The organism is Pseudomonas sp. HN2-3 (assembly GCF_020691745.1).
Lineage (GTDB): Bacteria > Pseudomonadota > Gammaproteobacteria > Pseudomonadales > Pseudomonadaceae > Aquipseudomonas > Aquipseudomonas capeferrum.
In genome coordinates, this window is sequence record NZ_CP085704.1 from 2116173 (window position 1) to 2142596 (window position 26424).

The window sequence follows — 26424 nt, forward strand, 5'->3', positions numbered from 1 at the left end:
CAACAAGGGCCACGGCAGCCATGGGCAAGACGCCCTGCCGGCTGCGGCGCACAGTGGCAGCGCAGGGAGGCAAACAACAGCCGTGCGTGCAGGTTCGCTTGCCGCGTTCAACGCCACAAAAACAAGCCGGGGCATAACGATGTCACTCAACAATAAGCTCACCGAGCATCTCAACCGGGGCACTGTCGGGTTCCCCACGGCGCTGGCCAGCACCGTCGGGCTGATCATGGCCAGCCCGGTGATCCTTACCGCGACCATGGGCTTTGGCATTGGCGGCAGTGCCTTCGCCATGGCCATGGTCATCGCGGCATTGATGATGCTGGCGCAGTCGACCACCTTCGCCGAGGCGGCGGCGATACTGCCGACCACAGGGTCGGTGTACGACTACATCAACTGCGGCATGGGCCGGTTCTTCGCCATCACCGGCACCTTGTCGGCCTACCTGATCGTGCACGTGTTCGCCGGTACCGCCGAGACCATTCTGTCTGGCGTCATGGCCCTGGTGAACTTCGAGCACCTCAATACCCTGGCGGAGTCCGCAGGTGGCTCGTGGCTGCTCGGCGTGTTCTTCGTGTTGGCATTCGCGGTGCTCAATGCTTTTGGCGTCAGTGCCTTCAGCCGCGCCGAGGTGATCCTGACCTTCGGCATGTGGACCACGCTGATGGTGTTTGGCGTGCTCGGCCTGATCGCTGCGCCGGCGGTTGAGCTGGAAGGGCCGTTCGGCGCTTCGCTGGTCGGCACCGACCTGATGACCATCCTCTCGCTGATCGGTATGGCCATGTTCATGTTCGTCGGGTGTGAGTTCGTCACCCCGCTGGCGCCGGAACTGCGCCGTTCGGCCTGGGTGTTGCCGCGGGCCATGGCGTTGGGTTTGTTTGGCGTGGCCAGCTGCATGTTCATCTACGGCGCAGCGATGAAGCGCCAGGTGGAAAACGTCGTGCTCGATGCCGCCAGCGGTGTGCACCTGCTCGACACGCCTATGGCCATCCCGCGTTTTGCCGAGCAGGTGATGGGCGATATCGGCCCGGTGTGGCTGGGTATCGGCTTTCTGTTTGCCGGCGCTGCCACCATCAACACCTTGATGGCCGGGGTGCCGCGCATCCTCTACGGCATGGCGGTGGATGGTGCACTGCCCAAGGCTTTCAGCTACCTGCATCCGCGCTTCAAGACGCCTTTGCTGTGCATTCTGGTGGTTGCGTTGATCCCGTGCCTGCACGCCTGGTACCTGGGGGGCAACCCGGACAACATCCTGCACCTGGTACTGGCGGCGGTGTGTGCCTGGAGCACCGCTTACCTGCTGGTGACGTTGTCGGTGGTGATCCTGCGCATCCGTCGTCCGGACCTGCCACGTGCCTACCGCTCGCCGTTGTTCCCGCTGCCGCAGATCCTCTCCAGCAGCGGCATCGTCATCGGCATGGCGTTCATCACCCCACCGGGCATGAACCCGGCCGATATCTACGTGCCGTTCGCCATCATGCTGGCCGGCACCGCGACCTATGCGCTGTTCTGGACGCTGTGCGTACAGAAGGTCAACCCGTTCAAGCCGGCGCGGGTCGAGGATGTACTGGCACAAGAATTCGCGGCAGAGCCGGGCCCTGCAGTGGAGCACATGCAGCATGATCAGACATTTGCGTGAGCGCCTGCTGGCGCCGCGTGCCCCAACCGGTTACCGGCCAGGGGCTACGCTGGGGCTGCTGTCGCGTAACCTGGGGCAGGTACAGATGCACCTGCTGGAACCCGCCCGCGCGGTGCTCGACAACCCCGCCCAAGGCTGGCGTGCCGAGGTGCGCGAGTGCGTCGAGGCGCACTTGCTGATGCACGTGGTGACCTGCGAATTCCACCTGTGCCTGCCTGCCCTGCAAGGGGGCGAGGTGAGGCTTGAATTGCGTCACGCTGGTGCAATCCGTCGTACGGGCCTGGCCTGCGTGTACCGCAGCGGTGACAAGGCGCGCTTCATCCAGGCACGTGACCTGCTGCTGAGCAATGCGCAACTGACCGCTGCGCTCATGCCGCTGGATTTCAAGCGCCTGGCCCTGGAATGCCGCGATGGCCACTGGTGGCTGACCCTGGAACACATGGGCGGCAGCGAAGTGGTCAACCGCATGCCGGCGTTCCGGCGCTACATCCAGATCAGCCCGCCGCAGCGGGCGCACCTGATGACTTCGGCCGCTCGCCGTTGCTGTACCACCAGGGGGCCTACTCGATGGTGCTGCCCCATACCCGCATGACCCAGCGTGCCGAGGGCCAGGCGCCGAGCAGCCACTTCCAGGGCCGCCTGCAGCACAACCTGTACTACCTGATGACCCAGGCGTTGCGGGCCTACCAGGGTGACTATCAGCCACGCCAACTGAGCACCGGCCTGCGTACCAGCGAAGCGCGGATGCTGATGGTGCTGGAGAACGATGCCGGGCTAGGCCTGAACGACCTGCAGCGTGAAGTGGCGATGCCGGCCCGGGAAATCGAGGAAGCGGTCGCCAACCTCAAGCGCAAGGGGTTGATTGCTAATGAGGAGGGCCGTGTGCGGCTTTCGGTCAAAGGTGTGGACGAGACCGAGATGCTCTGGACCATTGCCAGGGAGCAACAGGACAAGGTGTTTGGGCAGTTCAGCGATGAGCAGATGGACACCTTCAAGACGGTGTTGAGGGCGATCATCCAGGGGTAGGGCATTGCAGACTGGGGCCGCGTTGCGGCCCTTTCGCGACGCAAGGCCGCTCCTACAGGCACAGCGCATGGCTCTGATGGTAGGAGCGGCCTTGCGTCGCGAAAGGGGCGCAAAGCGCCCCCCAAAGGTTGTCAGTAAACGCCGCCCCCATCACCGACCGCAGCCGCCCCCCCCTTGAACGCCCCCGCCAACGCCGTGAGCCCACGCATCAGCACCGTGGTATCCACCCCCACCGCCACAAACGCCGCGCCCAACGCCATGTAGCGCCGTGCCAGCGTCTGGTCCGCGCTGAGGATCCCCGCCGCCTTGCCCGCCTGGCCGATACGCACGATCGCGTCCTCGATGGCCGCTTGCACTTCAGGATGCCCAGGGTTACCCCGATGGCCCATGGCGGCGCTCAGGTCGGCCGGGCCGATGAACACGCCATCGACACCCTCGACCGCCACGATCTCATCCAGGTTGGCCAGCCCTTCCATGTTCTCGATCTGCACCAGCAAACACATTTGCGCATCAGCCTGGTCGAGGTAGCCGGGGATGCTGTTCCAGCGTGACGCCCGCGCCAGCGCGCTGCCCACCCCGCGTATGCCCTTGGGTGGGTAATGCATGGCCTGCACCAGCTGGCGCGCCTGCGCGGCGCTTTCCACCATCGGCACCAGCAAAGTCTGCGCGCCGATATCCAGCACTTGCTTGATCAGCGCGGTATCGCCAATCACCGGGCGGATCACCGCCTGGCTGGCGTAAGGCGCCACCGCCTGCAACTGCGCGAGCATGCTGCGCAGGTCGTTGGGTGCGTGCTCACCGTCGATCAACAGCCAGTCGAAGCCGGCGTTGGCGGCAAGCTCCGCGCAGTATGCATCGGCCAGGCCGAGCCACAGGCCGATCTGCGCCTCGCCACTGCGCAGGCGTTGTTTGAAACGGTTGACGGGCATGTCCATGGGCAAGTCCTCAGACGAAACGGCAGGCAATCGAGCCGAGTTGGTCGTAGTCGACGTGGAAGGTGTCGCCCGGCCGTGCGGCCACCGGGCGCGTGAAGGAGCCGCCCAGGATGATCTGCCCCGGCTGCAGCGTGACGTCATACGCGGCCAGCTTGTTGGCCAGCCAGGCGACGCCCTTGGCCGGGTGGTTGAGCACCGCAGCGCTGACCCCGGACTCCTCGATCACACCGTTGCGGTACAGCACGGCTGGCACCTTGCGCAGGTCGATCTCGGTGGGGCGCACGGCGCGCCCGCCCATCACCACGCCCGCATTGGCGGCGTTGTCGGAAATGGTGTCGAACACCTTGCGTGTGGCCTGGGTCTGCGGGTCGACCTGCTGGATACGGGCGTCGATGATCTCAAGCGCAGGGATCACCCACTCGGTGGCGTCCAGTACATCGAACACCGTGACATTCGGGCCCTTGAGCGGCTTGCCGAGAATGAAGGCCAGCTCCACTTCGACGCGCGGCACGATGAACCGCTCGAAGGGGATGTCGGTGCCTTCATCGAACAGCATGTCGTCCAGCAGGGCGCCGTAGTCAGGCTCGGTGATGTTCGACGACACCTGCATGGCGCGTGAGGTCAGGCCGATCTTGTGGCCGACCAGCTTGCGCCCGGCCGCGATCTTCTTGGCGACCCAGGCGCGCTGGATGGCGTAGGCATCTTCGATAGTGATAGCGGGTTGGTCGAGCGAGAACTGGCGCACCTGTTCGCGCGTGCGCTCGGCCTGGTCGAGGCGCTCGGCCGCCTGTTGGATGAAAGCGTTATCAAGCATTGTCAGAGTCTCTGCGTTCAAGGGTTGACGATGGCGGCGCGGGTGCGCAGCACCAGCAGGCCGCCGAGGGTGATGAAAGTGGCGAGCACATACAGCGCAAGGCTGGCGCTTTGCGTGGTGTCGCGGACCCAGCCGATGAAGTACGGTGTGGCGAACGAGGCGATGCTGCCCAGCGAGCTGATCAGGGCAATGCCAGCCGCCTGGGTGCGGTCATTGAGAAACGCCGGGGGCAGTTGCCAGAACATCGGCAGGGCGGCGCTCGCACCCATGCCTGCCAGTACCAGGCCGGCCAATACCGGCAGCGGCTGAGAGGGCGCAAGGGCGGCGATCGCGATACCGGCAGCGGCCATCAACAGCGGGATGGACAAGTGCCAGCGGCGCTCGCGGTGGCGGTCGGACGAGCGCCCGCAGGCCAGCATGAACACGCAGCCGGCCAGGTACGGCACGGCGCTGAGCAGGCCGACACTGGCGTCGCTGGCGATGCCGGCGGTGTGGATCAGGCTGGGCATCCAGAATGCCAAGGTGTTCACCGCCAGCATCACCGCGCTGTACACCGCCACCAGCAACCACAGCGCAGGGCTGGCGAGGATGCCGGCGAACGAGGTAACCGGCTTGCGCTGTTCTTCCTGACCGAACTGAGCGCGCAGGGCGGCTTTTTGCTGCGCGTCGAGCCAGTTCACCTGCTCGAAGCGTTCCGGCAGGGTGGCCAGCACCACCAGGCCAAGCAGGATGACCGGTGCGCCTTCGAGCAGGAACATCCACTGCCAGCCACGCAGGCCCGCAGCGTCATGCATGAACGCCAGAATACCGCCAGACAGCGGCCCGCCGACCACCCCCGCCAGCGGCACGGCGATGGCGAACAGCGCGGTGATCTGCGCCCGGCGGCCGGCCGGGTACCAACGGTTGAGGTACACCAGAATGCCTGGGAAGAACCCGGCTTCGGCCGCGCCCAGGGCGAAGCGCAGCAGGTAGAACGCGCTGCTGCTCTCGATCAGCAGCATGCAGGTCGACAGCGCGCCCCACACCACCATCAGGCTGGCGATCCAGCGCCGTGGGCCGAAGCGTTCGAGCATCAGGTTGCTGGGCACGGCGAACAGCGCGTAGGCAATGAAAAACAGCCCGGCGCCCAGCCCGTAGACCGTGTCGGACAGGTGCAGGTCCTGGCTCATCTGCATCTTGGCGAAGCCGATGTTGATGCGGTCCAGGTGGGCGAACAGGTAACACACCAGCAGCAGCGGCATCAGCCGCCAGGTGATGGCCCGGTGTGTACTGTCGATGAGTGTGGCTTGCGCCGTGCTGCGCGAGGCGTGCTCCAGTGTGCTCATATTCTTGTACTTGTAGTGGATGAGACGTTGAGAGGGGCTGGCCGTGGCTTCAGGCCGGCGTGTTGAACAGCGGGTGCAGGGTGCTGTGCTTGGCGTCGTAGACCTGCGCGGTGCTCTCGTCGATCTGCACGGTGATGCCGATCGGGCGTTGCTGCAGCAGCCCGTCCAGGTGTTGTTTGAGCACTTGCAGCAGGCTGTCGCCCACCGTTTTGTGAACCTCGGCAGCGCGGCCGCTGCCCATCCGCAGGTTGGCGTACAGGAAGCCATAGTCGCCGTTGCCATCGGCTACCGCGCAGTGGGCGGCGGGGTAGGCCAGCACGCGCGTACCGCCGGTGGGGAATACCGCCTTGCCGGCGGCATCGCGTTGTTCAAGCATGGTGTCGGCCAGGGCGCGGCACAGGGCCGGGATGTCGGCGTCGGCTTCCAGGTCGGGGGTGTAGAGCAGAACCAGGTGTGGCATGAAGGGCATCCTCAGGGCAGGAATGCCTGGCCGCCGGGCAGGGCGGCCAGGCAGCGGGGTCACAGGCGGCTGGTGGAAAGCACAGCGGCCGGGTTGGCGGCCTGTGCGGCGGGAATGGCCGAACCATCCTGGGGGGTGACCGGGAAGATCGCGTTGATCTGGCCGGTGCCCGACGAGCCGAAGTAGGGCGTTACCACGTCGGCCTTGCCGTCGTACTTCGACCAGCCCAATGCGCCGAGCAGCATCGCGGTGTCATGCATGAACCCTTCGCCGTGGCCCTTGGCAGCGTATTCGGGGAGCATGCCGCAGAAGTCCTCCCATTCGGCGTTTTCCCACATCTTCACCACGCGGTGGTCCAGGGTTTCCAGGAATGGGCTCCACACCTTGGTGGCGAAGTCCGGCGCCTGGCCGTTCTGCGCGAAGCGGTGGGACAGCGAACCGCTGGCCAGGAACGCCACGGTGCCGTCGTAGTGGTCTTCCACGGCCTTGCGCATGGCCCAGCCGAGGCGCGCACTGTCGGCCAGGTAGTGGGAGGTGCACAGCGCCGAGACCGAGACCACTTTGAAGTGCTGGTCCTGGTTCATGTAGCGCATCGGTACCAGGGTGCCGTACTCCGGGCCCAGGGTGGTGGCGTGGTGGGCCATGGTCTCGACGTTGAAGCGGTTGCACGCTTCGGCCAGGATCAGCCCCAGGTCCTTGTTGCCCGGGAACTCGTACGCCATGTTGCTGATGAAGTGCGGCAGTTCATTGGAGGTGTAGACCCCCTTGAAGTGCTCACCACAGAGGATGTGGTAGTTGGCATTGACCAGCCAGTGGGTGTCGAACACCACAATCGTGTCGACCCCCAGCTCACGGCAGCGTCGGCTGATCTCGTAGTGCCCGTCGATGGCGGCTTGCCGAAAGCCCTGACGCGGGCCAGGCAGCTCGGACAGGTACATGCTGGGCACGTGAGTGATTTTGGCTGCGAGCGCCACTTTACCCATGATCAGACTCCTTATTCTTGTAAGTCCCGCAGCGCCGGGGCGGGTTTGCTCGGCGCTGCAGGAGGATGATCACACGCCCCAGCGCGGGATGTGGTGGCTGCCCATGGAAATGCACACGTTCTTGATCTCGGCGAACACTTCGAAGCTGTATTGCCCGCCTTCGCGACCGGTGCCGGAGCCTTTCACACCACCGAACGGTTGGCGCAGGTCACGTACGTTCTGGCTATTGATGAACACCATGCCGGCTTCGATGCCGCGCGCCAGGCGGTGGGCCTTGCCGATGTCCTGGGTCCAGATGTAGGAGGCCAGGCCGTACTCGGTGTCGTTGGCCAGCTGCAGCGCTTGGGCCTCGTCCTTGAACGGGATCAGGCACACCACCGGGCCGAAGATTTCTTCCTGGGCGATGCGCATGCTGTTGTTCACGTCGGCGAACACGGTCGGCTGGATGAACTGCCCCTTGGCCAGGTGCGCTGGCAGGTTGGCCGGGCGCTCCAGGCCGCCTGCGACCAGGCGTGCGCCTTCCTCGATACCGATGCGGATGTAGCCGGTGACCTTGTCGTAGTGCTGCTGGGTGATCATCGAGCCGACTTGGGTTTTTAGGTCGGTCGGGTCACCGACGATCAGGCGCTTGGCGCGGGCAGCGAACTCGGCCACGAACTGCGAGTACACGCTTTCCTGGATGAAGATGCGGCTGCCGGCGGTGCAGCGTTCGCCGTTCAGCGAGAAGATGGTGAACAAGGCCGCGTCCAGGGCGCGCTCTAGGTCGGCATCCTCGAAGATCAGCACCGGTGACTTGCCGCCCAGCTCCATCGAGTACTTCTTCAGGCCTGCGGTCTGCATGATCTTCTTGCCGGTGGCGGTGCCGCCGGTGAACGAAATCGCCCGCACGTCCGGGTGACGCACCAGCGCATCGCCGGCAGTGGCGCCATAGCCTTGGATCACGTTGAGCACACCGTTGGGGATGCCGGCTTCAACGGCCAGGCGGCCGAGTTCATTGGCGGTCAGCGGCGACAGCTCGCTCATCTTCAGCACCGCAGTGTTGCCCAGCGCCAGGCACGGTGCGGTCTTCCAGGTGGCGGTCATGAACGGCACGTTCCACGGCGACACCAGGGCGCAGACACCCACCGGCTGGTACAGGGTGTAGTTGAGCATCTGGTCGTCGACCGGGTAGCTGTGGCCGTCCATGCGCGTGCACACTTCGGCGAAGAAGTCGAAGTTGTGCGAGGCACGCGGGATTAGTACGTTCTTGGTCTGGTGGATCGGCAGGCCGGTATCGAGGGTTTCCAGCTCGGCCAGTTTCGGCACGTTCTGCTCGATCAGCTCACCCAGCTTGCGCATCAGGCGGGCGCGTTCCTTGGCTGGGGTGTTGGCCCATTTGGGGAAGGCTTCCTTGGCCGCAGCAACCGCCTGGGCCACTTCCTCGGCACCGCCGCTGGCGACTTCGCAGATGGCATCGCCGGTGGCCGGGTTGTAGTTGACGAAGGTGTCTTTGCTCTCGACCTCACGGCCGTTGATCCAGTGCTTGATCATGCTGCTGATGCCTTGTTGTTCTTGAAGAAGTCAGCTTCGCTGACGATACGGTTGACCAGGCGACCGACGCCTTCTACCTCCACCACCACTTCATCGCCCGGCACCACGTCGGCCAGGCCCTCTGGGGTGCCGGTGGCGATCATGTCGCCAGGTTGCAGGGTCATGAAGCTGGAGAAGTATTCGATCAGGTAGGGGATGTCGAAGATCATGTCCGAGGTGCTGCCTTCCTGCTTCAGCTCGCCGTTGATCCAGGTGCGCAGTTTCAGGTTGCTTACATCCGGCACGTCGGCGGCGTCGACGATCCACGGGCCGACCGGGGTGGTGGCGTCGCGGTTCTTCACCCGTAGGTTGGGGCGGTAGTAGTTCTCCAGGTAGTCGCGGATGGCGTAGTCGTTGCAAACGGTGTAGCCGGCAACGTAGCCCAGGGCGTCCTCGCGCTTGACGTTCTTCGCCGCTTTACCGATGACCGCGACCAACTCGCACTCGTAGTGCATGTAGGCGACGTTGTCTGGGCGCCAGGTGACCTGCTTGTGGCCGGTGTAGGTGCCGGGTGACTTGATGAACGCCAATGGCTCGGTGGGCGGCGAGAAGGCAAGCTCGGCAGCGTGGTCGGCGTAGTTCAGGCCAAGGGCGAACATGCTGCCGGTGGCCGGCGGCAACCAGGTCACCTGGTCTTCATGCACCAGACGGCCATCGGCCAGACGCAGGTGCTCGTCTTCGACGGTGACGGTGTGGGCTTGGCCGTCGAACTGGATACGGGCGTGTTTCACAGGGTGAGTCCTCATTCGGCGACGATGTGGTTGGTGAGCTTGCCCAGGCCGTCGATCTCGACCTCGACGCGATCGCCCGGCTGCACATCGACGCGGCCTTCGGGGGTGCCGGTGATCAGGATGTCGCCTGCATGCAGGGTCATGAATTCGCTGAGTTCGGCGATCAACTGGGCCACTGTGCGCACGCAGTTGGCGGTGGTGTTGTGCTGGCGCAGTTCACCGTTGACCCACAGGCGCAGGCCGAGGGCGTCCGGGTTGGCGACCTGGGCCGCAGGCACCAGCTCGGGGCCGACCGGGCAGAAGCCATCGCGGCACTTGGCCTTGACCGCAGGGCGGTAGTAGCTGGTTTCAGGCAGGCTGATTTCGTTGACGATGGTGTAGCCCGCCACATAGGCGAGTGCGTCTTCGGCGCTGACCCGGCTGGCGTCCTTGCCGATCACCACGCCCAGCGCAGGGCCCGGTTGCAGGCGCTCGACACCGGCCGGGTACAGCACATTGCCCTCATGGTGATTGCGGGTGTTGGGCGTCTTGATGAACAGCACCGGCTTGACGGGCGGTTGTTTGTAGGGCGCTTCGTGAAACGCCGCTTCGTGCTGCTGCAGCAGACCCTGGTAGTTCAGCGCAACGCCGAACAGGGTGCCGGTCGCAACGTCATGCAGGGCATGGCTCATGCTTTTCTCCAGGCGGTGCAGGGCGATAGTCGCTCTGCCGAGATTGTTAACGTGTTAATGTTATAGTTAATATGTTAACGAAGGTCAACACATCCGTCAGTGGTATCTGCCGGGCAGCCGGGGCACCATGGGTGAACGTCAACACGGTCAAGCGATTTGCGGGTAAGCAGGCATGAGCGATCGGCATCCGATTCCGAACATCAACATCGGCCAGGTCTACGACCAGCGCTACAGTGACAGCGAGGTGCATTACGACCGGCTGGGTAACCTTGCCGGGTTCTTCGGGCGCAACATGCCCGTGCACCGTCACGACCGGTTTTTTCAGGTGCATTACGTGAAGTCCGGCACGGTGCGGGTGTACCTGGACGATCAGCAGTACATCGAGTCGGGGCCGATGTTCTTCCTGACGCCGCCGACGGTGGCGCACGCCTTCGTCACCGAGGCGGACAGCGACGGCCATGTGCTGACGGTGCGTCAGCAGCTGGTCTGGCAATTGATCGAAGCGGACGCCAGCCTGCTGCCGGCGGGGGTGCAGGTACAGCCTGCCTGCGTTGCCCTGGGCAACGTGCCGGCCGCGTACAAGGCCGAGGCGCGCCGGCTGGAGCGCTGGCTGGATGCGCTCAGCGATGAGTTTGCCAGCCCCCACCCGGGGCGCGAGGCGGCACTGCAGTCGCTGACCCGGCTGATCATGGTCAGCTTGCTGCGGCTGTGCCCCAACTCGCTGGAGTCGACGCCGGCCCGGCATGAAGACCTGAAAATTTTCCACCGCTTCAATGCGCTGATCGAGGCGCACTACCTTGAGCATTGGCCGCTGGCGCAGTACGCACAACAGATCGGCGTGACCGAAGCACGCCTTAACGATGTGTGCCGGCGTATTGCCGACTTGCCGTCCAAACGCCTGGTGCTTGAGCGGCTGATGCAGGAGGCCAAGCGCCTGCTGTTGTTTTCCGGCAGCACGGCAAACGAAATCTGCTACCAGCTGGGCTTCAAGGACCCGGCCTATTTCAGCCGGTTCTTCAACCGTTACGCCAAGCTCACGCCCGGCGAATACCGCCAGCGGCAAGCCCAGTTGCAGTGATATGGCCACGTCGGTACGCCCGGATCGGGTTGTGAGTGTTTGATCCGGATGGTCGCAGCTTGCCCCTTGGCCTTGAATGGGTTTTCCATGGAACAGATTGCACTTTCCAGGTGCCTTGTCCCTTTTCGCCTATGCCCCTAATCTTGCCCGTTGTACTCCTATCACAGGCGCCAACATGACCAAGACTCAACCCTCGCTGACGCTGAGCCTGCTGCAGGCCAGGGAGGCTGCGATGGCATTTTTCAGGCCATTGCTGAACGAACATGACCTGACCGAACAACAGTGGCGAGTCATCCGTATCCTCAGCCAGCAGGGCGAGCTGGAAAGCTACCAGCTTGCGCACCTGGCTTGCATTCTCAAGCCGAGCATGACCGGGGTATTGAGCCGGCTTGAACGCGACGGCCTGGTGCGCCGGCAAAAGGCCGCCCAGGACCAGCGGCGCATGTTCGTGAGCCTGACCGAGCGTGGCGAGGCCTGCTTCGAGTCGATGCGCGAGGGTATGGAGGCCAACTACCGCAAGATCCAGCAGCAGTTCGGCGAAGACAAGCTGGAGCAACTGATGGGCTTGCTGAATGAGCTCAAGCGCGTTGCGCCGTAGGCTTGGCTGAAGGGAAGGGCCGGCGCAGGCAGCGCACCGGCCTTGCTGCTACAGCACTCAGTATTCCCAGAAGATACGCTGCAGCTCTTTGCTGTCCTGGGTCTTGGTCATTGCCACCATGGCCAGGATGCGGGCTTTTTGCGGGTTGAGGTCGTGGGCCACGACCCAGTCGTTCTTGTCGTCAGGCTGCTCGGCGTTACGCAGCACGAAACCGCCCTGGTTGACGTGGGACGAACGGATGATCTGCACGCCGTTCTTGCGCAGCTCTTGCAGCGCCGGCACTACCCGCGACGACACCGAGCCATTGCCGGTACCGGCATGGATGATCGCCTTGGCGCCGTTCTGCGCCAGTGCCTTGTAGGCGGTGTCGGTCACGTTGCCGTAGCCGTAGGCGATGTCCACGGCAGGCAGGCTGCTGATCTGCTTGATGTCGAATTCCGAATTGACCGTGTGGCGCTTGGCCGGCAGGCGGAACCAGTAGGATTTGCCTTCCACCACCATGCCCATTGGGCCCCAGGCGCTCTTGAACGCTTCGGTCTTGATGTTGACCGACTTGCTGACATCGCGGCCGGACTGGATTTCATCGTTCATGGTCACCAGTACGCCTTTGCCGCGCGACTGCTTGTCGCTGGCCACGGCCACGGCGTTGTACAGGTTGAGCATGCCGTCTGCCGACATGGCGGTACCGGGGCGCATCGAGCCGACCACCACGATGGGCTTGTCGGTCTTCTCTACCAGGTTGAGGAAGTAGGCGGTCTCTTCCAGGGTGTCGGTACCGTGGGTGATGACGATCCCGTCGACGTCGTTGCTCTCGGCCAGTTCGGCGACGCGCTTGCCCAGTTTCAGCAGGTCTTCGTTGGTGATGCTCTCGGAGGCGATCTGCATCACCTGTTCGCCGCGCACATTGGCGAGGTCTGCCAGCTCCGGTACGCCGGCGATCAGCTTGTCGACGCCAAGCTTGGCGGCCTGGTAGGTGGCACTGTTGGCCGCGCTGGCGCCCGCACCGGCAATGGTGCCGCCGGTGGCGAGGATGACCACGTTGGCCAGTTTCTGTTGGGTTTCGGCTTCCTTGGCCGAAGCCGTGGTCGGCAGGATCAGCAGCAGAGCGAGTGCGCTGGGGGCGAAGGTTTTAAGTGCAGCATTCATAGTTATTGTTCTCTCTTCCTAATGAGGCGATTGCTGAAGTGCAACTAACGCTAGGCATGTTTCGTACCAGCCTAGATGCGGCTTGTGGTAGGAGCGGCCTTGCGTCGCGAAAGGGCCCCGAATTTATGCGTCGCTGCGGATATCCCGGGGCCGCTATGCGGCCCTTTCGCGACGCAAGGCCGCTCCTACAAACATCAGGTTTAATTCGGGAACCCGAACAAGCATAGGAAAACCTGTTCGGTTTTTCGGATAAATTCCGGATACTCTGCCCCAGGGCGTGACTCAGGCCCAGCCAGCCAAACGGATTTGACAAAACCAGGTCCTGTTTCCATAGTGAGTCAACGCAAACGTTTGCGATCCGATAAAAAACACAAGATTCGGAGTCATCGTCCATGAAACTGCCGTTCCCCGGTCGTCTGCTGGCCCTCGCTGTCGTCTCCACCCTGTCCCTGGCCTTGCCGCTGTCTGCGGCCCACGCCGAAGAAAAACCCAAAGTCGCCCTGGTGATGAAGTCCCTGGCCAACGAATTCTTCCGCACCATGGAAGACGGCGCCAAGGATTACCAAAAAGCCCACGCCAGTGATTTCGACCTGGTCGCCAACGGCATCAAGAACGAAACCGACACCGGCGAGCAGATCCGCATCGTCGAGAACATGGTCAATTCGGGGGTCAAGGCGCTGGTGATTGCGCCGGCGGACTCCAAGGCCCTGGTTTCTGCGGTTAAAAAAGCCATGGACAAAGGCGTGGTGGTGATCAACATCGACAACCGCCTTGACCCCGAGTTGCTCAAGAGCAAAGGCATCAGCGTGCCCTTCGTCGGCCCCGACAACCGCAAGGGCGCACGCATGGTCGGTGACTACCTGGCCCAGCAAAAGCTCAAGGCCGGTGACCAGGTTGGCATCATCGAAGGCGTGTCGACCACCACCAACGCCCAGCAGCGCACGGCAGGCTTCAAGGATGCCATGGACGCTGCGCAGATGAAGATCGTCGCGGTGCAGTCCGGCAACTGGGAAATCGACAAAGGCAGCGCCGTCGCCGCCGCCATGCTCAACGAATACCCCGAGCTCAAGGCCCTGCTGGCCGGTAACGACAGTATGGCCTTGGGCGCAGTGTCGGCGGTGCGTGCGGCAGGCAAGGCCGGCAAGGTACAAGTGGTCGGTTACGACAACATCAACGCCATTAAGCCGATGCTCGAGGATGGCCGCGTGCTCGCCACCCTCGACCAGGCCGCCAGCCAGCAGGCGGTGTTCGGTATCCAGGCGGCGCTGAAGATGATCAACGGCGAGAAGCCGGGCGTGGATGCCGACAACGTCATCCAGACCCCGGTCGAACTCATCACCCAGCCCTGATACCCGCCAGGAGAGAGGGCTATGCCTGCTACGGCAAATGAAGTGGTGCTCGCCGCCAGCGGGCTGGGCAAGACCTACGCCCAGCCCGTGCTCGGTGACGTCTGCCTGAGCCTGCGGGCCGGTGAAGTGCTGGCCCTGACGGGCGAGAACGGCGCCGGCAAGAGCACCTTGTCCAAGCTCATCAGTGGCCTGGAAGTGCCCACCACCGGGCACATGACCTACCGCGGCCAGGCCTACGCACCTGGCAGCCGCAGCGAGGCGGAGCGCCTCGGTGTGCGCATGGTCATGCAGGAACTCAACCTGCTGGCGACGTTGACCGTGGCCGAAAACCTGTTCCTCGACAACCTGCCCAGCCGCTTCGGCTGGATCAGCCACAAGCGCCTGCGCCAACTGGCCACGGCGGCCATGGCCCAGGTCGGCCTGGACGCCATCGACCCGGACACGCCAGTCGGCGAGCTGGGCATCGGCCATCAGCAGATGGTCGAGATCGCCCGTAACCTGATCGGCGATTGCCACGTGCTGATCTTCGACGAACCCACTGCCATGCTAACCGCCCGCGAGGTGGAGCTGTTGTTCACCCAGATCGAGCGCCTGCGCCAGCGCGGCGTGGCCATCGTCTATATCTCCCATCGCCTTGAAGAATTGCAGCGCGTGGCGCAGCGGATTGTGGTGCTGCGCGACGGCAAGCTGGTGTGCGACGAACCGATCCAGCGTTACAGCAGCGCCGAGTTGGTCAACCTGATGGTCGGCCGCGAGCTGGGCGAACACATCGATCTGGGCCGCCGCGAGATTGGCGCGCCCTTGCTGCAGGTCGATCGGCTCAGCCGCGGCGACAAGGTGCGCGACGTATCATTCCAGGTCAGGGCAGGGGAGATCTTCGGTATCTCCGGCCTGATCGGCGCCGGCCGCACCGAGCTGCTGCGCCTGATCTACGGTGCCGACCGCGCCGACAGCGGCAGCATCGCGCTGGGCCAGCCGCCACAGGCCGTGACGATCGACTCACCGAAGGCGGCGGTAAAAGCCGGCATCGCCCTGATTACCGAAGACCGCAAAGGCGAGGGCCTGCTGTTGACCCAGTCGATCGGCGCCAATATCGCCTTGGGCAACCTCGGCGCGGTATCGCGTGCCGGTGTGTTAGACGGCGCGGCAGAAAGGGCCCTGGCCGAGCGCCAGATTCAGGCCATGCGCATCCGCAGCGCCGGCCCGCACCAGGCCGTGGGTGAATTGTCGGGCGGCAACCAGCAAAAGGTGGTAATCGGCCGCTGGCTGGAGCGTGATTGCCAGGTGCTGCTGTTTGACGAGCCGACCCGAGGCATCGACGTCGGCGCCAAATTCGACATCTACGGCCTGCTGGCTGAGCTGGCGCGGCAGGGTAAGGCCCTGGTGGTGGTGTCCAGCGACCTGCGCGAACTGATGCTGATCTGCGACCGCATTGCCGTGCTGTCGGCCGGCCGCCTGATCGACACGTTCGAGCGTGACCACTGGAGCCAGGACCAGCTACTTGCCGCCGCCTTTGCCGGCTATCAGAAACGTGACGCACTGCTGCATGACGCAGCGCCCAGGACGGATGCATGAAAACCACCCCCCTCGACAGCCAAAGCGCCGCCCCCGTGCGCCGCACTGGCACGTATTTCGGCCTGGGCACCTACCTGGGTCTGGCCGGCGCCTTATTGGCGATGATCGTGCTGTTCTCGTTTCTCAGCAGCCACTTCTGGTCGTACGCCACCTTCAGCACCCTCGCCAATCAGATCCCCGACCTGATGGTACTGGCGGTCGGCATGACCTTCGTGCTGATCATCGGCGGCATCGACCTGTCGGTCGGCTCGGTGCTGGCGCTGGCGGCCTCCACGGTCAGCGTGGCCATTCTCGGCTGGGGCTGGGGCGTGCTGCCCTCGGCGTTGCTCGGCATGGCCGTGGCCGCCCTGGCTGGCAGCATCACCGGTGGCGTCACCGTGGCCTGGCGTATCCCGTCGTTCATTGTCTCGCTCGGCGTACTGGAGATGGCGCGCGGTCTGGCCTATCAGTTCACCGACTCGCGTACTGCCTATATCGGCGACGCCTACGCCTGGTTCTCCGACCCGGTCGCGTTCGGCATCTCGCCGGCCTTCATCATCGCCTTGCTGGTGATCGTGCTGGCGCACCTGGTGCTGACCCGTACGGTGTTCGGCCGCTACTTGATCGGTATCGGCACCAATGAAGAGGCCGTGCGCCTGGCCGGCATCGACCCGCGCCCCTACAAAGTGCTGGTGTTCGCCCTGATGGGCCTGCTAGCCGGCCTGGCAGCGCTGTTCCAGATCTCACGCCTGGAAGCCGCCGACCCCAACGCCGGGTCGGGCCTGGAGCTGCAGGTGATCGCCGCCGTGGTAATCGGTGGCACCAGCCTGATGGGCGGGCGCGGCTCGGTGATCAGTACCTTCTTTGGCGTGCTGATCATCTCGGTGCTGGCCGCAGGGCTTGCGCAGATCGGCGCGTCGGAACCCACCAAACGCATCATCACCGGGGCGGTGATCGTCATCGCCGTGGTGCTCGACACTTACCGTAGCCGGCGTGCAGGCCGGCGGAACTGAAAACATGGCAACCATTAAAGATGTCGCGGCACTGGCGGGTATTTCCTACACCACCGTGTCCCATGTACTGAACAAGACCCGCCCAGTCAGTGAACAGGTGCGCCTGAAGGTCGAGGCCGCCATCGTCGAACTCGACTACGTGCCCAGTGCCGTGGCGCGTTCGCTCAAGGCGCGCAGCACCGCCACCATCGGTTTGCTGGTGCCCAACAGCGTGAACCCGTATTTCGCCGAACTGGCACGAGGCATCGAAGACGCCTGCGAGCGTAACGGCTACTGCGTGATCCTGTGCAACTCCGACGACAACCCGCAAAAGCAGCGCAGCTACCTGCGTGTGCTGCTGGAGAAACGCATCGACGGCCTGGTGGTGGCGTCCGTGGGCGAGGACAGCGACCTGCTGCACAGCCTGGCCTGCGTGCGCACGCCGATGGTCATCGTCGACCGTGAGCTGGATGGCGTCGACGCCGACCTGGTACGCATCGACCACGAGCACGGCGCCTACCTCGCCACCCGGCACCTGCTTGAGCTTGGCCATCGCGACATCGCCTACATCGGCGGCCCGGCCGAAACCGGCGTCAGCCAACTGCGCCTGGCCGGTTTCCGTCGCGCCATGGGCGAGGCGGGCGCAGCGGTGGGGGCGAGCCGCGTGCTGCATTGCGACTTCACCAGCCCGGGCGGCCACGGGGCGGCGGCACAGTTGCTGGATGGCAATCGGCCCACGGCGATTTTTGCCGGCAACGACATGATCGGCTTTGGCGTGCTGCGCGCTGCGGCCGAGCGCAATATCAACGTACCGGGCGAGCTGTCGGTGATCGGCTTCGATGACATTGAGCTCAGCCGCTACGTGTACCCGCCGCTGACCACCGTGGGCCAGTCGATCCGCGAGCTGGGCGAAAGCGCTGCTGCATTGCTGCTTTCACGCATCGCCACGCCCCGGCAAGGCTCGGCGGAGCAACGCATCGTTGCCCCGCGCATCGTGCAGCGCGAGTCCACCGGGCCACGCCCGGACCTGTTCAATGATTACCGCTAAGGAATTCCCATGCATGCCAAGGTAGTGGTGGTCGGTAGCCTCAACATGGACCTGGTGGCCCGCGCCCAGCGCCTGCCACGGGCCGGTGAGACCCTGCCCGGCGAGGCCTTTTTCACCGTGCCTGGCGGCAAGGGTGCCAACCAGGCGGTGGCGGTGGCGCGGCTGGGCGGCAGCGTGGCGATGATCGGCAACGTGGGCGACGACGCCTACGGCCAGCAACTGCGCAAGGCGCTGGAAGTAGAAGGTATCGACTGCCAGGCAGTGAGCGTGTGCGAAGGGGTTTCCAGTGGTGTGGCGCTGATCACCGTCGATGCCGCCAGCCAGAATTGCATCGTCATCATCCCTGGCGGCAATGGTTTGCTGACACCGCAGGCGGTGCAGCGCTTCGACGCGCTGCTGCAAGCGGCCGAGGTCATCATCTGCCAGTTGGAGGTGCCGTACGACACCGTGGCCTGGACGTTGGCGAGGGGGCGTGAGCTGGGTAAGCAGGTCATTCTCAACCCGGCACCCGCCACCGGGCCGTTGCCACCGGCATGGTTCGCCCATATCGATTACCTGGCCCCCAACGAAAGCGAGGCCGAAGCCCTGACCGGGATCGCCGTCAGCGACCAGGCCAGCGCCCGGCGCGCCGGCGAACGGCTGCTGCAACTGGGGGCTGGCAAAGTGATCATCACCCTCGGCGCCCAAGGCGCCTTGCTGGTGACCGAACAGGGCCATCGGCACTTTCCCGCGCCCAGCGTGCAACCGCTGGACACCACGGCGGCAGGCGACACCTTCATCGGTGGCTTTGCTGCCGCCCTGGTGCGTGGGCTGGAGGAGGGCGAGGCGATCGCGCTCGGCCAGCGCGCAGCGGCCTTGTCGGTCACTCGCGCCGGGGCGCAGCCGTCGATCCCTTACCTTGCGGAGCTGCAGCCATGAAGAAGACCGCGCTGCTCAATGTCGCCCTGTCACGGGTCATTGCGGGGTTGGGGCATGGCGATATTCTGGTGATCGGCGATGCCGGGTTGCCGGTGCCGCCGGGCGTCGAGCTGATCGACCTGGCGTTGACCCCGGGCATACCGGATTTCGCCAGTGTCTTGCGCGTGGTGCTGAGCGAGTTGCAGGTGGAGCGGCATGTGCTGGCCGAGGAAATGCAGAAAGTGGTGCCGCCCGGGCTGGTGGAAATCGAGCGCTTGCGCGGCAAGTTGGGCAAACGGGAATGGATGCCCCATGAAAATTTCAAAGTGCTCTCACGCAGCGCGCGGGCCGTGGTGCGCACGGGGGAGTGCCAGCCGTACAGCAACATTGCTTTGATCTCAGGCGTTACGTTCTGATCGCATCGCCGCGCCTACAAAACCCGGTAAATACCCCAAGGCAACAGGAGTGCCTCATGCTCAAACCCCTGCTACAAGGACTCACTTTCATGGCTGCAGCTGCCACCACCACCCTCCAGGCCGCCCCACGCGACCTGATCATCGACACCGACCCCGGCGCCGACGACGTGGTCGCGCTGTTCCTGGCCATGGCCTCGCCCGATGAGCTGAACATCCGCGCCATTACCACCGTGGCCGGCAACGTGCGCCTCGACAAAACCTCACGCAACGCCCGCCTGGCCCGCGAATGGGCTGGCCGCGAAGACATCCCCGTCTACGCCGGGGCAGGGCGCCCGCTGGTGCGCGCCCCCATATACGCTGCCGACGTCCATGGCGAAGAAGGCCTGACCGGCGTTCCGGTGCATGAGCCGAAAAAGCCCCTGGCCCAGGGCAATGCCGTGCAGTACCTGGTCGACACCCTCGGCGCCGCCAAGCCCAACAGCATCACCATCGCCATGCTAGGCCCGCAGACCAACCTGGCCCTGGCACTCATCCAGCGCCCGGAAATCGCCAAAGGCATCAAAGAGGTGGTGGTCATGGGCGGCGCCCACTTCAATGGCGGCAACATCACCCCCGCCGCAGAATTCAACCTCTACGCCGACCCGCATGCCGCCGAGGTGGTGCTGGCCAGTGGTGTGCCGCTGACCTATCTGCCGCTGGATGTCACCCACAAACTGCTCACCAGCGAGGCACGCCTCAAGCAGCTTGCAGCGGTGAACAACCGGGCCAGCCAGCGGGTGGTGGACATTCTCAACGCCTACATTACCCATGACATGGACCTGTACGGCATGCCCGGCGGGCCGGTGCACGACGCCAGCGTCATTGCCTACCTACTGAAACCCGAACTGTTCAGCGGCCGGCGCATTCACTTGGCCATCGACAGCCGCGAAGGCCCGACCTTGGGGCAGACTATCGCCGACTGGTATGGCGTGCTTAAACAGCCCGCCAACGTGATGTGGGTGGAGGAGGGAGACGCCCAGGGCGTGTTCGACCTGCTCAGCGCGCGCCTGGCTCGATTGCAATAGCCGGATGGGGTGCGAAGCGTTCGAGCACCTGGTCGATGAAGCTGCGCGCCGCTTCACTGCCGCGATCGCGTACCAGCAGGTCGATGGCAATCAGTAGCAACTCTTCCGGTGTGCTGGGGCTGTAGGCGCTCTGGCCCTCGGCCCATTTGACCTTGATATCGGCATCGATGCTGTGGCTGCTCATGAAAGGCTCTCACTGGGGGCCTGGGACGGAAGGGCGAACACCGGACCCTGGTGTTCGCTGGAGGCACGGTGCGCTCCACTTTTTGCAGTAAATCATGCCGTTGCGTCAATGACTCTGCGACTTAAGAATAAAAAGCTTTGCGCAGCAAACCAAGCCCATTGTGCAAAATCCGGTCACGATTGCATTTCGCCTCCTAGGGCGTGTTCAGGCAGACTTGTGCGGTTTTGCAACAAACTATGCGCGCAGCTGTCGGATCAGACAGTGCCCAGATCGATTTTAGGAGGATTCATGTTTCGTACCCGTGCTTACCTGGCAACCCTGGCGATGGCTGCTGTCCTGGCTGGTTGCAGTACAGGTGGCAACTCTGGTGGTGGCGCCCCTGCCGCGCCAGCAGGCAACGACGGTCGTTGTGAGGCCAGCGGTGCCGATTTCGCCATCGGCAAGCCGGGCAGTGCAGAGCTTCTGGAGCAGGCGCGCAAGGCCAGTGGCTCGCAGATGGCACGTATCCTCAAGCCGCATGACGTGGTGACGCTGGAGTACCGCTCCGAGCGTCTGAACCTGAATGTGGACGAGCAAGGTGTGGTCACGCGCGTCAACTGTGGTTGAGCCTTTGCAAACCCCATAAAAAAACCCGCCACCAGGGCGGGTTTTTTTACAGCTACCCGAATTACTCCGGACGAACCTGTGCAGCCTGCATGCCCTTCTGGCCTTTTTCGGCTACGAAGGAAACAGTCTGGCCTTCTTTCAGGCTCTTGAAGCCGTCAGATTCGATGGCCTTGAAGTGTACGAACAGGTCGTCGCCGCCGCCTTGTGGGGTGATGAAGCCGAAGCCTTTCTCATCATTGAACCATTTAACGGTGCCGGTTTGGCGATTGGACATGGGGTGAATCTCCAGATTTGATTTTTTTCAGTAGTGCGATGTTGCCGAGGCTTCGAAGCACAGGACACATCATAGTCTAATTCTGCGCATCTAGCGCCTTTTACCTTCGCCAAATGTTGATCCAGCGCAAACACGGGGTGGCGAACCCCCCGGCTTTATGGTTTCAGCCCTTCATGCACGCTTGCTGCACGACCTTCTGTGCCTTCTGCATCAGGGCGGCGTCAACGCCGTCCTTGCTGTCCAGGTCCTTGATTTCCTCAGTGCTGAAGTTCTTTTCGATAGCGGTTGCGCCACAGGTGCAGTGCTGCTGCGCCGATTTGGCGTCCAGGCCCTGGCCGGTGGCGGCCTCGGTGCACTGGGTCATGTAGTTTTGCTTCGCGCCAGCCGGGAATTCACCCGCATTGGCGGCCACAGGTAGCAGCAGGGCGCCAGCAACGCTCAGGGCCAGAAGAGACGGAAATCTCATAACCAGACACTCCTTGGTTTAGGTCTCATCAAGAGTAGGATGCTTCCCAAAGTCTGATAGGGAATTTTCCGCGGAAGTTCACCCCTGCGGTGTAATTTCCAAATATTTCTGCATAGCGCCCAACCCCGCGTGCTAGCATGCTCGGCTTGCAGCACCGCAGCCGCGGCCTGCAGCTATTTCTTACTTTCCAGTCACTCTGGTTCGCCCCTGGTAAGCCGAAAGGCTTCTGCCACTGTGAGGCAGGCTTTCTCTTGAGAAAGACAGCGCGGATCTTGTACTGGCTCATCCCAACCCACGTGACCTTTGGTAGGGGTCACCACTAGGAGAGGAGGCGCCATGCCCACTATTACTCTTCCCGATGGCAGTCAGCGCACGTTTGATCACGCCGTATCCGTAGCCGAAGTCGCAGCCTCCATTGGTGCAGGCCTGGCCAAGGCCACCCTGGCCGGCAAGGTTGACGGCAAGCTGGTCGACGCTAGCGACCTGATCACTCACGACGCCACCCTGCAGATCATCACCCCTAAAGATGAAGAGGGACTGGAGATCATCCGTCACTCGTGCGCCCACCTGATCGGCCACGCGGTGAAGCAGCTGTACCCGACCGCCAAGATGGTGATCGGCCCGGTGATTGACGAAGGCTTCTATTACGACATCGCCTATGAGCGCCCCTTCACCCCAGAAGACATGGCCGCCATCGAAAAGCGCATGCTGCAGCTGATCGAGAAGGACTACGACGTCGTCAAGAAGATGACCCCGCGCGCCGAAGTCATCGACGTGTTCAAGGCCCGTGGCGAAGACTACAAGCTGCGCCTGGTCGAAGACATGCCGGACGAACAGGCCATGGGCCTGTACTACCACGAAGAATACGTCGACATGTGCCGCGGCCCGCACGTGCCGAACACGCGCTTCCTCAAGGCATTCAAGCTGACCAAGCTGTCCGGCGCCTACTGGCGCGGCGATGCCAAGAACGAGCAGCTGCAACGCGTCTACGGCACCGCCTGGGCTGACAAGAAGCAGCTGGCTGCTTACATCCAGCGCATCGAAGAAGCCGAAAAACGCGACCACCGCAAGATCGGCAAGCAGCTCGACCTCTTCCACCTGCAGGAAGAAGCCCCGGGCATGGTGTTCTGGCACCCGGACGGCTGGACCGTCTATCAGGTGCTCGAGCAGTACATGCGCAAGGTCCAGCGCGACAACAACTACCTCGAGATCAAGACCCCGCAGGTCGTTGACCGTATTCTCTGGGAGCGTTCCGGCCACTGGTCCAACTACGCCGAGAACATGTTCACCACTTCGTCGGAAAACCGCGACTACGCGGTCAAGCCGATGAACTGCCCGTGCCACGTGCAGGTGTTCAACCAGGGCCTGAAGTCGTACCGCGACCTGCCGATGCGCCTGGCCGAGTTCGGTGCCTGCCACCGTAACGAGCCGTCCGGCGCCCTGCACGGCATCATGCGTGTGCGTGGCTTTACCCAGGACGACGCGCACATCTTCTGCACCGAAGACCAGGTAAAGAAAGAAGCCGCCGACTTCATCAAGCTGACCCTGGACGTCTACAAAGACTTCGGTTTCAGCGACATCGCCATGAAGCTGTCGACCCGCCCAGCCAAGCGTGTGGGCTCTGAAGAGCTGTGGGACCGTGCCGAAGGTGCACTGGCCGATGCCTTGAATGAATCGGGCCTGGAGTGGGAATATCAACCGGGGGAGGGTGCCTTCTACGGCCCGAAAATCGAATTTACCCTGCGCGACTGCCTCGGCCGTAACTGGCAGTGTGGTACCCTGCAGTACGATCCGAACCTCCCAGAGCGTCTGGATGCCAGCTACATCGCCGAAGATAACAGCCGTAAGCGCCCGGTCATGCTGCACCGCGCCATTCTCGGCTCGTTCGAACGCTTCATCGGCATGCTCATCGAGCACTATGCTGGCGTGTTCCCGGCTTGGCTGGCGCCGACCCAGGCGGTGATCATGAACATCACCGACAAACAGGCCGATTTCGCCCTTCAGGTAGAGAAATCTCTGAACGGTAGCGGTTTCCGTGCCAAGTCGGACTTGAGAAATGAGAAGATCGGCTTTAAAATCCGCGAGCATACTTTGCTCAAGGTCCCGTACCTTTTGGTTATAGGGGATCGCGAAGTCGAAACGCAAACCGTCGCTGTGCGTACTCGCGAAGGCGCAGACCTGGGCTCCATGCCCGTCGCGCAATTCGCTGAGCTGCTGACACAAGCGGTTTCCCGGCGTGGTCGCCAAGAATCGGAGTAATGACTATTAAGCGTGAAATGAGAAACGATAAACGTGCTGCACCGAAGGCCCCGATCAACGAGAATATCTCGGCTCAAGAGGTTCGCTTAATCGGTGCTGACGGTGAGCAGCTGGGCATCGTCTCGATCCACGAAGCGCTTCGTATCGCTGAAGAAGCGAAGCTGGATCTGGTAGAAATTTCTGCCGACGCCGTACCTCCTGTCTGCAAGGTCCTCGACTACGGCAAAAGCCTCTTCGAGAAGAAAAAGCAGCAGGCTGCGGCGAAGAAGAACCAGAAGATCATCCAGATCAAAGAAATCAAGTTTCGTCCAGGGACGGAGGATGGGGATTACCAGGTAAAACTACGCAACCTGGTACGTTTCCTTACCGATGGGGACAAGGCCAAGATCTCTCTGAGATTCCGTGGTCGTGAGATGGCCCACCAGGAGCTGGGCATGGAGCTGTTGAAGCGGGTCGAAGCTGACCTCGCCGAATACGGCACCGTTGAGCAGCATCCTAAGATGGAAGGACGCCAGCTTATGATGGTCATCGCCCCCAAGAAAAAGAAGTAATCTCCCGGGCACGGCAGGCCTGATGATTATGTGTAATTTTATCGAATGCGGAGTTCCAACATGCCAAAAATGAAAACCAAAAGCGGTGCTGCGAAGCGTTTCCTGAAAACGGCTACCGGCTTCAAGCACAAGCACGCTTTCAAGAGCCACATCCTGACCAAAATGTCGACCAAGCGTAAGCGTCAACTGCGTGGTAGCAGCATGCTGCACCCGTCTGACGTCGCGAAAGTCGCGCGCATGCTGCGCGTTCGTTAATTCTGGTCAAAGATAGAGGAAGTTACTCATGGCTCGTGTAAAGCGCGGCGTTATCGCTCGTAAGCGTCACAAAAAAATTCTGAAACTGGCTAAAGGTTACTACGGTGCACGTTCGCGCGTATTCCGTGTTGCCAAGCAGGCTGTCATCAAGGCCGGTCAATACGCCTACCGTGACCGTCGCCAGAAGAAGCGTCAGTTCCGCGCACTGTGGATCGCTCGTATCAACGCTGGTGCACGCAACAACGGCCTGTCTTACAGCCGTCTGATTGCTGGCCTGAAAAAAGCGTCGATCGAAATCGACCGTAAGGTTCTGGCCGATCTGGCAGTGAACGAAAAAGCGGCGTTTGCTGCGATTGTCGAGAAAGCTAAAGCCGTTCTGGCTTAAGTACCCGCGACAATCACCCGGCGGCGCTTGCGCCGTCGGGCATTGAACGTCATCGATAGGGGAAGAGCCTTCAAAGCTCTTCCCCTATTTTCGTATCTGGAGTCTGTACATGGAAAACCTGGATGCGCTGGTCTCCCAAGCCCTTGAGGCCGTAGAGCGCGCTGAAGACATCAATGCCCTGGAACAGATCCGGGTTCAATATCTCGGCAAGAAAGGCGAGCTGACCCAGGTGATGAAGACCCTGGGCAACCTGCCAGCCGAAGAGCGGCCGAAAGTCGGCGCGCTGATCAACGACGCCAAGGAACGCGTCACCGTGGTGCTCAACGCACGCAAGGCCGCCTTTGAAGAAGCCGAGCTCAGCGCTCGCCTGGCTGCCGAATGCATTGACGTCACCCTGCCAGGCCGTGGCCAGACCACCGGTGGCTTGCACCCGATTACTCGTACACTCGAGCGCATCGAGCAGTTCTTCACCCACATCGGCTACGGCATCGCCGAAGGCCCAGAGGTCGAAGACGACTACCACAACTTCGAAGCGCTCAATATCCCCGGCCACCACCCGGCCCGGGCGATGCACGACACCTTCTATTTCAATGCCAACATGCTGCTGCGCACCCACACCTCGCCGGTGCAAGTGCGGACCATGGAGTCCACTCAGCCGCCCATCCGCATTGTCTGCCCGGGCCGCGTCTACCGCTGCGACTCGGATATCACCCACTCGCCGATGTTCCACCAGGTCGAAGGCCTGCTGATCGATCGCGATATCAACTTTGCCGACCTCAAGGGCACCATCGAAGAATTCCTGCGCGTGTTCTTCGAAAAAGAACTGGCCGTGCGCTTCCGCCCGTCGTTCTTCCCCTTCACCGAGCCGTCCGCCGAAGTCGATATCCAGTGCGTGATGTGTTCCGGCAACGGCTGCCGCGTGTGCAAGCAGACCGGCTGGCTCGAAGTCATGGGCTGCGGCATGGTCCACCCGAACGTGCTGCGCATGTCCGGCATCGACCCTGAAGAGTTCCAGGGCTTCGCCTTCGGCATGGGCGCCGAGCGCCTGGCCATGCTGCGCTATGGCGTCAACGATTTGCGTCTGTTCTTCGACAACGACCTGCGCTTCCTCGCGCAATTCCGCTAGGTCAATGCCCGACGCAACTTTCAGGA

At 62.9% G+C, this 26424-nt stretch carries 29 protein-coding genes and 1 pseudogene; 18 read left to right on the top strand and 12 right to left on the bottom strand.

Features of this window, described 5'->3' with window-relative positions:
* Positions 1–139 precede the first annotated feature (139 nt).
* The 3 genes and pseudogenes from LJX93_RS09790 to LJX93_RS09800 form a co-directional block, all read left to right on the top strand.
* On the top strand, positions 140–1636 hold the full coding sequence (locus tag LJX93_RS09790) for an APC family permease (RefSeq protein WP_033696897.1): 1497 nt from the start codon (positions 140–142) through the stop codon (positions 1634–1636).
* On the top strand, positions 1617–2228 hold the full coding sequence (locus LJX93_RS09795; RefSeq protein ID WP_227697101.1) for a DUF3156 family protein: 612 nt from the start codon (positions 1617–1619) through the stop codon (positions 2226–2228). Before LJX93_RS09790 ends, LJX93_RS09795 begins: the two co-directional genes overlap by 20 nt.
* Positions 2156–2662, top strand: a pseudogene (locus LJX93_RS09800) (MarR family winged helix-turn-helix transcriptional regulator); the annotation flags it as partial. The gene LJX93_RS09795 and the pseudogene LJX93_RS09800, both read left to right, overlap by 73 nt.
* Before the next feature lie 131 nt (positions 2663–2793).
* Here the strand turns inward: LJX93_RS09800 and hpaI are convergent.
* The 8 genes from hpaI to LJX93_RS09840 all read right to left on the bottom strand — a co-directional run bounded on the left by hpaI (position 2794) and on the right by LJX93_RS09840 (position 10150).
* A complete protein-coding gene (gene hpaI / locus LJX93_RS09805; RefSeq protein WP_047581952.1) occupies positions 2794–3597 on the bottom strand; it encodes a 4-hydroxy-2-oxoheptanedioate aldolase in 804 nt (267 codons plus the stop codon).
* A 10-nt stretch (positions 3598–3607) separates the two neighbouring features.
* Positions 3608–4411, bottom strand: a complete 804-nt coding sequence (gene hpaH, locus LJX93_RS09810) for a 2-oxo-hept-4-ene-1,7-dioate hydratase (RefSeq protein ID WP_033696913.1) — start codon at positions 4409–4411, stop codon at positions 3608–3610.
* 17 nt (positions 4412–4428) lie between these two features.
* The gene (locus tag LJX93_RS09815) at positions 4429–5736 is read right to left on the bottom strand and encodes an MFS transporter (protein WP_033696916.1); all 1308 of its coding nucleotides are present in this window, start codon (positions 5734–5736) and stop codon (positions 4429–4431) included.
* Between the two features lie 49 nt (positions 5737–5785).
* Positions 5786–6196 carry a 5-carboxymethyl-2-hydroxymuconate Delta-isomerase gene (locus tag LJX93_RS09820; RefSeq protein ID WP_033696918.1) on the bottom strand — a complete coding sequence of 137 codons (411 nt, stop codon included), beginning with the start codon at positions 6194–6196 and terminating at the stop codon, positions 5786–5788.
* Between the two features lie 59 nt (positions 6197–6255).
* Positions 6256–7179: a 3,4-dihydroxyphenylacetate 2,3-dioxygenase gene (hpaD, locus tag LJX93_RS09825; RefSeq protein WP_033696920.1), complete on the bottom strand. Its 924-nt coding sequence runs from the start codon at positions 7177–7179 to the stop codon at positions 6256–6258.
* A 69-nt stretch (positions 7180–7248) separates the two neighbouring features.
* Positions 7249–8709 carry a 5-carboxymethyl-2-hydroxymuconate semialdehyde dehydrogenase gene (hpaE, locus tag LJX93_RS09830; RefSeq protein WP_033696922.1) on the bottom strand — a complete coding sequence of 487 codons (1461 nt, stop codon included), beginning with the start codon at positions 8707–8709 and terminating at the stop codon, positions 7249–7251.
* Positions 8706–9479 carry a fumarylacetoacetate hydrolase family protein gene (locus LJX93_RS09835; protein WP_033696925.1) on the bottom strand — a complete coding sequence of 258 codons (774 nt, stop codon included), beginning with the start codon at positions 9477–9479 and terminating at the stop codon, positions 8706–8708. Before LJX93_RS09835 ends, hpaE begins: the two co-directional genes overlap by 4 nt.
* Before the next feature lie 11 nt (positions 9480–9490).
* Positions 9491–10150, bottom strand: coding sequence for a fumarylacetoacetate hydrolase family protein (locus LJX93_RS09840; RefSeq protein ID WP_033696928.1), 660 nt, complete (start codon positions 10148–10150; stop codon positions 9491–9493).
* Between the two features lie 172 nt (positions 10151–10322).
* Between LJX93_RS09840 and hpaA the strand changes: the two genes are divergently transcribed.
* Both hpaA and hpaR read left to right on the top strand, forming a co-directional pair.
* Positions 10323–11228, top strand: coding sequence for a 4-hydroxyphenylacetate catabolism regulatory protein HpaA (hpaA, locus tag LJX93_RS09845; protein WP_033696929.1), 906 nt, complete (start codon positions 10323–10325; stop codon positions 11226–11228).
* A gap of 175 nt (positions 11229–11403) precedes the next feature.
* Positions 11404–11826: a homoprotocatechuate degradation operon regulator HpaR gene (hpaR, locus tag LJX93_RS09850; protein WP_033696931.1), complete on the top strand. Its 423-nt coding sequence runs from the start codon at positions 11404–11406 to the stop codon at positions 11824–11826.
* Between the two features lie 57 nt (positions 11827–11883).
* Here the strand turns inward: hpaR and LJX93_RS09855 are convergent, their stop codons facing one another.
* Positions 11884–12972 carry an asparaginase gene (locus LJX93_RS09855; protein WP_033696933.1) on the bottom strand — a complete coding sequence of 363 codons (1089 nt, stop codon included), beginning with the start codon at positions 12970–12972 and terminating at the stop codon, positions 11884–11886.
* A gap of 392 nt (positions 12973–13364) precedes the next feature.
* Here LJX93_RS09855 and LJX93_RS09860 point away from each other — a divergent pair, with 392 nt between their 5' ends.
* From LJX93_RS09860 to LJX93_RS09890, 7 genes are read left to right on the top strand one after another with little or no spacing between them, the layout of a single operon-like run.
* Positions 13365–14321: a sugar ABC transporter substrate-binding protein gene (locus LJX93_RS09860; RefSeq protein ID WP_047581957.1), complete on the top strand. Its 957-nt coding sequence runs from the start codon at positions 13365–13367 to the stop codon at positions 14319–14321.
* 21 nt (positions 14322–14342) lie between these two features.
* A complete protein-coding gene (locus tag LJX93_RS09865; RefSeq protein WP_033696935.1) occupies positions 14343–15896 on the top strand; it encodes a sugar ABC transporter ATP-binding protein in 1554 nt (517 codons plus the stop codon).
* On the top strand, positions 15893–16888 hold the full coding sequence (locus LJX93_RS09870) for an ABC transporter permease (RefSeq protein ID WP_033696936.1): 996 nt from the start codon (positions 15893–15895) through the stop codon (positions 16886–16888). Before LJX93_RS09865 ends, LJX93_RS09870 begins: the two co-directional genes overlap by 4 nt.
* A 4-nt stretch (positions 16889–16892) precedes the next feature.
* Positions 16893–17915, top strand: a complete 1023-nt coding sequence (locus LJX93_RS09875) for a LacI family DNA-binding transcriptional regulator (protein ID WP_033696937.1) — start codon at positions 16893–16895, stop codon at positions 17913–17915.
* A gap of 9 nt (positions 17916–17924) precedes the next feature.
* A complete protein-coding gene (gene rbsK / locus LJX93_RS09880; protein WP_033696938.1) occupies positions 17925–18833 on the top strand; it encodes a ribokinase in 909 nt (302 codons plus the stop codon).
* Positions 18830–19228, top strand: coding sequence for a D-ribose pyranase (gene rbsD / locus LJX93_RS09885; RefSeq protein ID WP_156310109.1), 399 nt, complete (start codon positions 18830–18832; stop codon positions 19226–19228). The genes rbsK and rbsD overlap by 4 nt, the downstream gene beginning before the upstream one ends.
* Positions 19229–19284: 56 nt before the next feature.
* A complete protein-coding gene (locus tag LJX93_RS09890) occupies positions 19285–20292 on the top strand; it encodes a nucleoside hydrolase (protein WP_095064266.1) in 1008 nt (335 codons plus the stop codon).
* Here LJX93_RS09890 and LJX93_RS09895 read toward each other — a convergent pair.
* Positions 20264–20476: a hypothetical protein gene (locus LJX93_RS09895; protein ID WP_033696941.1), complete on the bottom strand. Its 213-nt coding sequence runs from the start codon at positions 20474–20476 to the stop codon at positions 20264–20266. The two genes, LJX93_RS09890 and LJX93_RS09895, sit on opposite strands and share 29 nt — an antisense overlap.
* A gap of 288 nt (positions 20477–20764) precedes the next feature.
* Here LJX93_RS09895 and LJX93_RS09900 point away from each other — a divergent pair, with 288 nt between their 5' ends.
* Positions 20765–21082, top strand: coding sequence for an I78 family peptidase inhibitor (locus tag LJX93_RS09900; RefSeq protein ID WP_186659810.1), 318 nt, complete (start codon positions 20765–20767; stop codon positions 21080–21082).
* Between the two features lie 61 nt (positions 21083–21143).
* Here the strand turns inward: LJX93_RS09900 and LJX93_RS09905 are convergent, their stop codons facing one another.
* On the bottom strand, positions 21144–21356 hold the full coding sequence (locus tag LJX93_RS09905) for a cold-shock protein (protein ID WP_003179963.1): 213 nt from the start codon (positions 21354–21356) through the stop codon (positions 21144–21146).
* Between the two features lie 163 nt (positions 21357–21519).
* Positions 21520–21822 carry a hypothetical protein gene (locus LJX93_RS09910; RefSeq protein ID WP_033696944.1) on the bottom strand — a complete coding sequence of 101 codons (303 nt, stop codon included), beginning with the start codon at positions 21820–21822 and terminating at the stop codon, positions 21520–21522.
* A gap of 336 nt (positions 21823–22158) precedes the next feature.
* Here LJX93_RS09910 and thrS point away from each other — a divergent pair, with 336 nt between their 5' ends.
* From thrS to pheS, 5 genes are all read left to right on the top strand, one after another.
* On the top strand, positions 22159–24081 hold the full coding sequence (gene thrS / locus LJX93_RS09915; RefSeq protein WP_227697102.1) for a threonine--tRNA ligase: 1923 nt from the start codon (positions 22159–22161) through the stop codon (positions 24079–24081).
* Positions 24081–24632, top strand: a complete 552-nt coding sequence (gene infC / locus LJX93_RS09920; protein WP_177326478.1) for a translation initiation factor IF-3 — start codon at positions 24081–24083, stop codon at positions 24630–24632. Before thrS ends, infC begins: the two co-directional genes overlap by 1 nt.
* Positions 24633–24692: 60 nt before the next feature.
* Positions 24693–24887 carry a 50S ribosomal protein L35 gene (rpmI, locus tag LJX93_RS09925; protein WP_028696462.1) on the top strand — a complete coding sequence of 65 codons (195 nt, stop codon included), beginning with the start codon at positions 24693–24695 and terminating at the stop codon, positions 24885–24887.
* 28 nt (positions 24888–24915) lie between these two features.
* On the top strand, positions 24916–25272 hold the full coding sequence (rplT, locus tag LJX93_RS09930) for a 50S ribosomal protein L20 (RefSeq protein WP_009394046.1): 357 nt from the start codon (positions 24916–24918) through the stop codon (positions 25270–25272).
* Between the two features lie 109 nt (positions 25273–25381).
* Positions 25382–26398 (top strand): phenylalanine--tRNA ligase subunit alpha, encoded by a 1017-nt coding sequence (gene pheS, locus LJX93_RS09935; protein WP_047581971.1) that lies wholly within the window; start codon positions 25382–25384, stop codon positions 26396–26398.
* The last annotated feature ends 26 nt before the right edge of the window (positions 26399–26424 follow it).

Bases quoted from the DNA above. Each gene is read 5' to 3' on its own strand.
- LJX93_RS09870 (WP_033696936.1), top strand. From the start codon at position 15,893: ATGAAAACCACCCCCCTCGACAGCCAAAGCGCCGCCCCCGTGCGCCGC.
- hpaH (WP_033696913.1), bottom strand. From the start codon at position 4,411: ATGCTTGATAACGCTTTCATCCAACAGGCGGCCGAGCGCCTCGACCAG.
- infC (WP_177326478.1), top strand. From the start codon at position 24,081: ATGACTATTAAGCGTGAAATGAGAAACGATAAACGTGCTGCACCGAAG.
- thrS (WP_227697102.1), top strand. From the start codon at position 22,159: ATGCCCACTATTACTCTTCCCGATGGCAGTCAGCGCACGTTTGATCAC.
- LJX93_RS09865 (WP_033696935.1), top strand. From the start codon at position 14,343: ATGCCTGCTACGGCAAATGAAGTGGTGCTCGCCGCCAGCGGGCTGGGC.
- LJX93_RS09910 (WP_033696944.1), bottom strand. From the start codon at position 21,822: ATGAGATTTCCGTCTCTTCTGGCCCTGAGCGTTGCTGGCGCCCTGCTG.
- hpaR (WP_033696931.1), top strand. From the start codon at position 11,404: ATGACCAAGACTCAACCCTCGCTGACGCTGAGCCTGCTGCAGGCCAGG.
- LJX93_RS09875 (WP_033696937.1), top strand. From the start codon at position 16,893: ATGGCAACCATTAAAGATGTCGCGGCACTGGCGGGTATTTCCTACACC.
- rplT (WP_009394046.1), top strand. From the start codon at position 24,916: ATGGCTCGTGTAAAGCGCGGCGTTATCGCTCGTAAGCGTCACAAAAAA.
- pheS (WP_047581971.1), top strand. From the start codon at position 25,382: ATGGAAAACCTGGATGCGCTGGTCTCCCAAGCCCTTGAGGCCGTAGAG.
- LJX93_RS09905 (WP_003179963.1), bottom strand. From the start codon at position 21,356: ATGTCCAATCGCCAAACCGGCACCGTTAAATGGTTCAATGATGAGAAA.
- hpaA (WP_033696929.1), top strand. From the start codon at position 10,323: ATGAGCGATCGGCATCCGATTCCGAACATCAACATCGGCCAGGTCTAC.
- hpaI (WP_047581952.1), bottom strand. From the start codon at position 3,597: ATGGACATGCCCGTCAACCGTTTCAAACAACGCCTGCGCAGTGGCGAG.
- hpaD (WP_033696920.1), bottom strand. From the start codon at position 7,179: ATGGGTAAAGTGGCGCTCGCAGCCAAAATCACTCACGTGCCCAGCATG.
- LJX93_RS09895 (WP_033696941.1), bottom strand. From the start codon at position 20,476: ATGAGCAGCCACAGCATCGATGCCGATATCAAGGTCAAATGGGCCGAG.
- LJX93_RS09860 (WP_047581957.1), top strand. From the start codon at position 13,365: ATGAAACTGCCGTTCCCCGGTCGTCTGCTGGCCCTCGCTGTCGTCTCC.
- hpaE (WP_033696922.1), bottom strand. From the start codon at position 8,709: ATGATCAAGCACTGGATCAACGGCCGTGAGGTCGAGAGCAAAGACACC.
- LJX93_RS09840 (WP_033696928.1), bottom strand. From the start codon at position 10,150: ATGAGCCATGCCCTGCATGACGTTGCGACCGGCACCCTGTTCGGCGTT.
- LJX93_RS09815 (WP_033696916.1), bottom strand. From the start codon at position 5,736: ATGAGCACACTGGAGCACGCCTCGCGCAGCACGGCGCAAGCCACACTC.
- LJX93_RS09795 (WP_227697101.1), top strand. From the start codon at position 1,617: ATGATCAGACATTTGCGTGAGCGCCTGCTGGCGCCGCGTGCCCCAACC.
- rpmI (WP_028696462.1), top strand. From the start codon at position 24,693: ATGCCAAAAATGAAAACCAAAAGCGGTGCTGCGAAGCGTTTCCTGAAA.
- rbsK (WP_033696938.1), top strand. From the start codon at position 17,925: ATGCATGCCAAGGTAGTGGTGGTCGGTAGCCTCAACATGGACCTGGTG.
- LJX93_RS09820 (WP_033696918.1), bottom strand. From the start codon at position 6,196: ATGCCACACCTGGTTCTGCTCTACACCCCCGACCTGGAAGCCGACGCC.
- LJX93_RS09890 (WP_095064266.1), top strand. From the start codon at position 19,285: ATGCTCAAACCCCTGCTACAAGGACTCACTTTCATGGCTGCAGCTGCC.
- LJX93_RS09900 (WP_186659810.1), top strand. From the start codon at position 20,765: ATGTTTCGTACCCGTGCTTACCTGGCAACCCTGGCGATGGCTGCTGTC.
- LJX93_RS09855 (WP_033696933.1), bottom strand. From the start codon at position 12,972: ATGAATGCTGCACTTAAAACCTTCGCCCCCAGCGCACTCGCTCTGCTG.
- LJX93_RS09790 (WP_033696897.1), top strand. From the start codon at position 140: ATGTCACTCAACAATAAGCTCACCGAGCATCTCAACCGGGGCACTGTC.
- rbsD (WP_156310109.1), top strand. From the start codon at position 18,830: ATGAAGAAGACCGCGCTGCTCAATGTCGCCCTGTCACGGGTCATTGCG.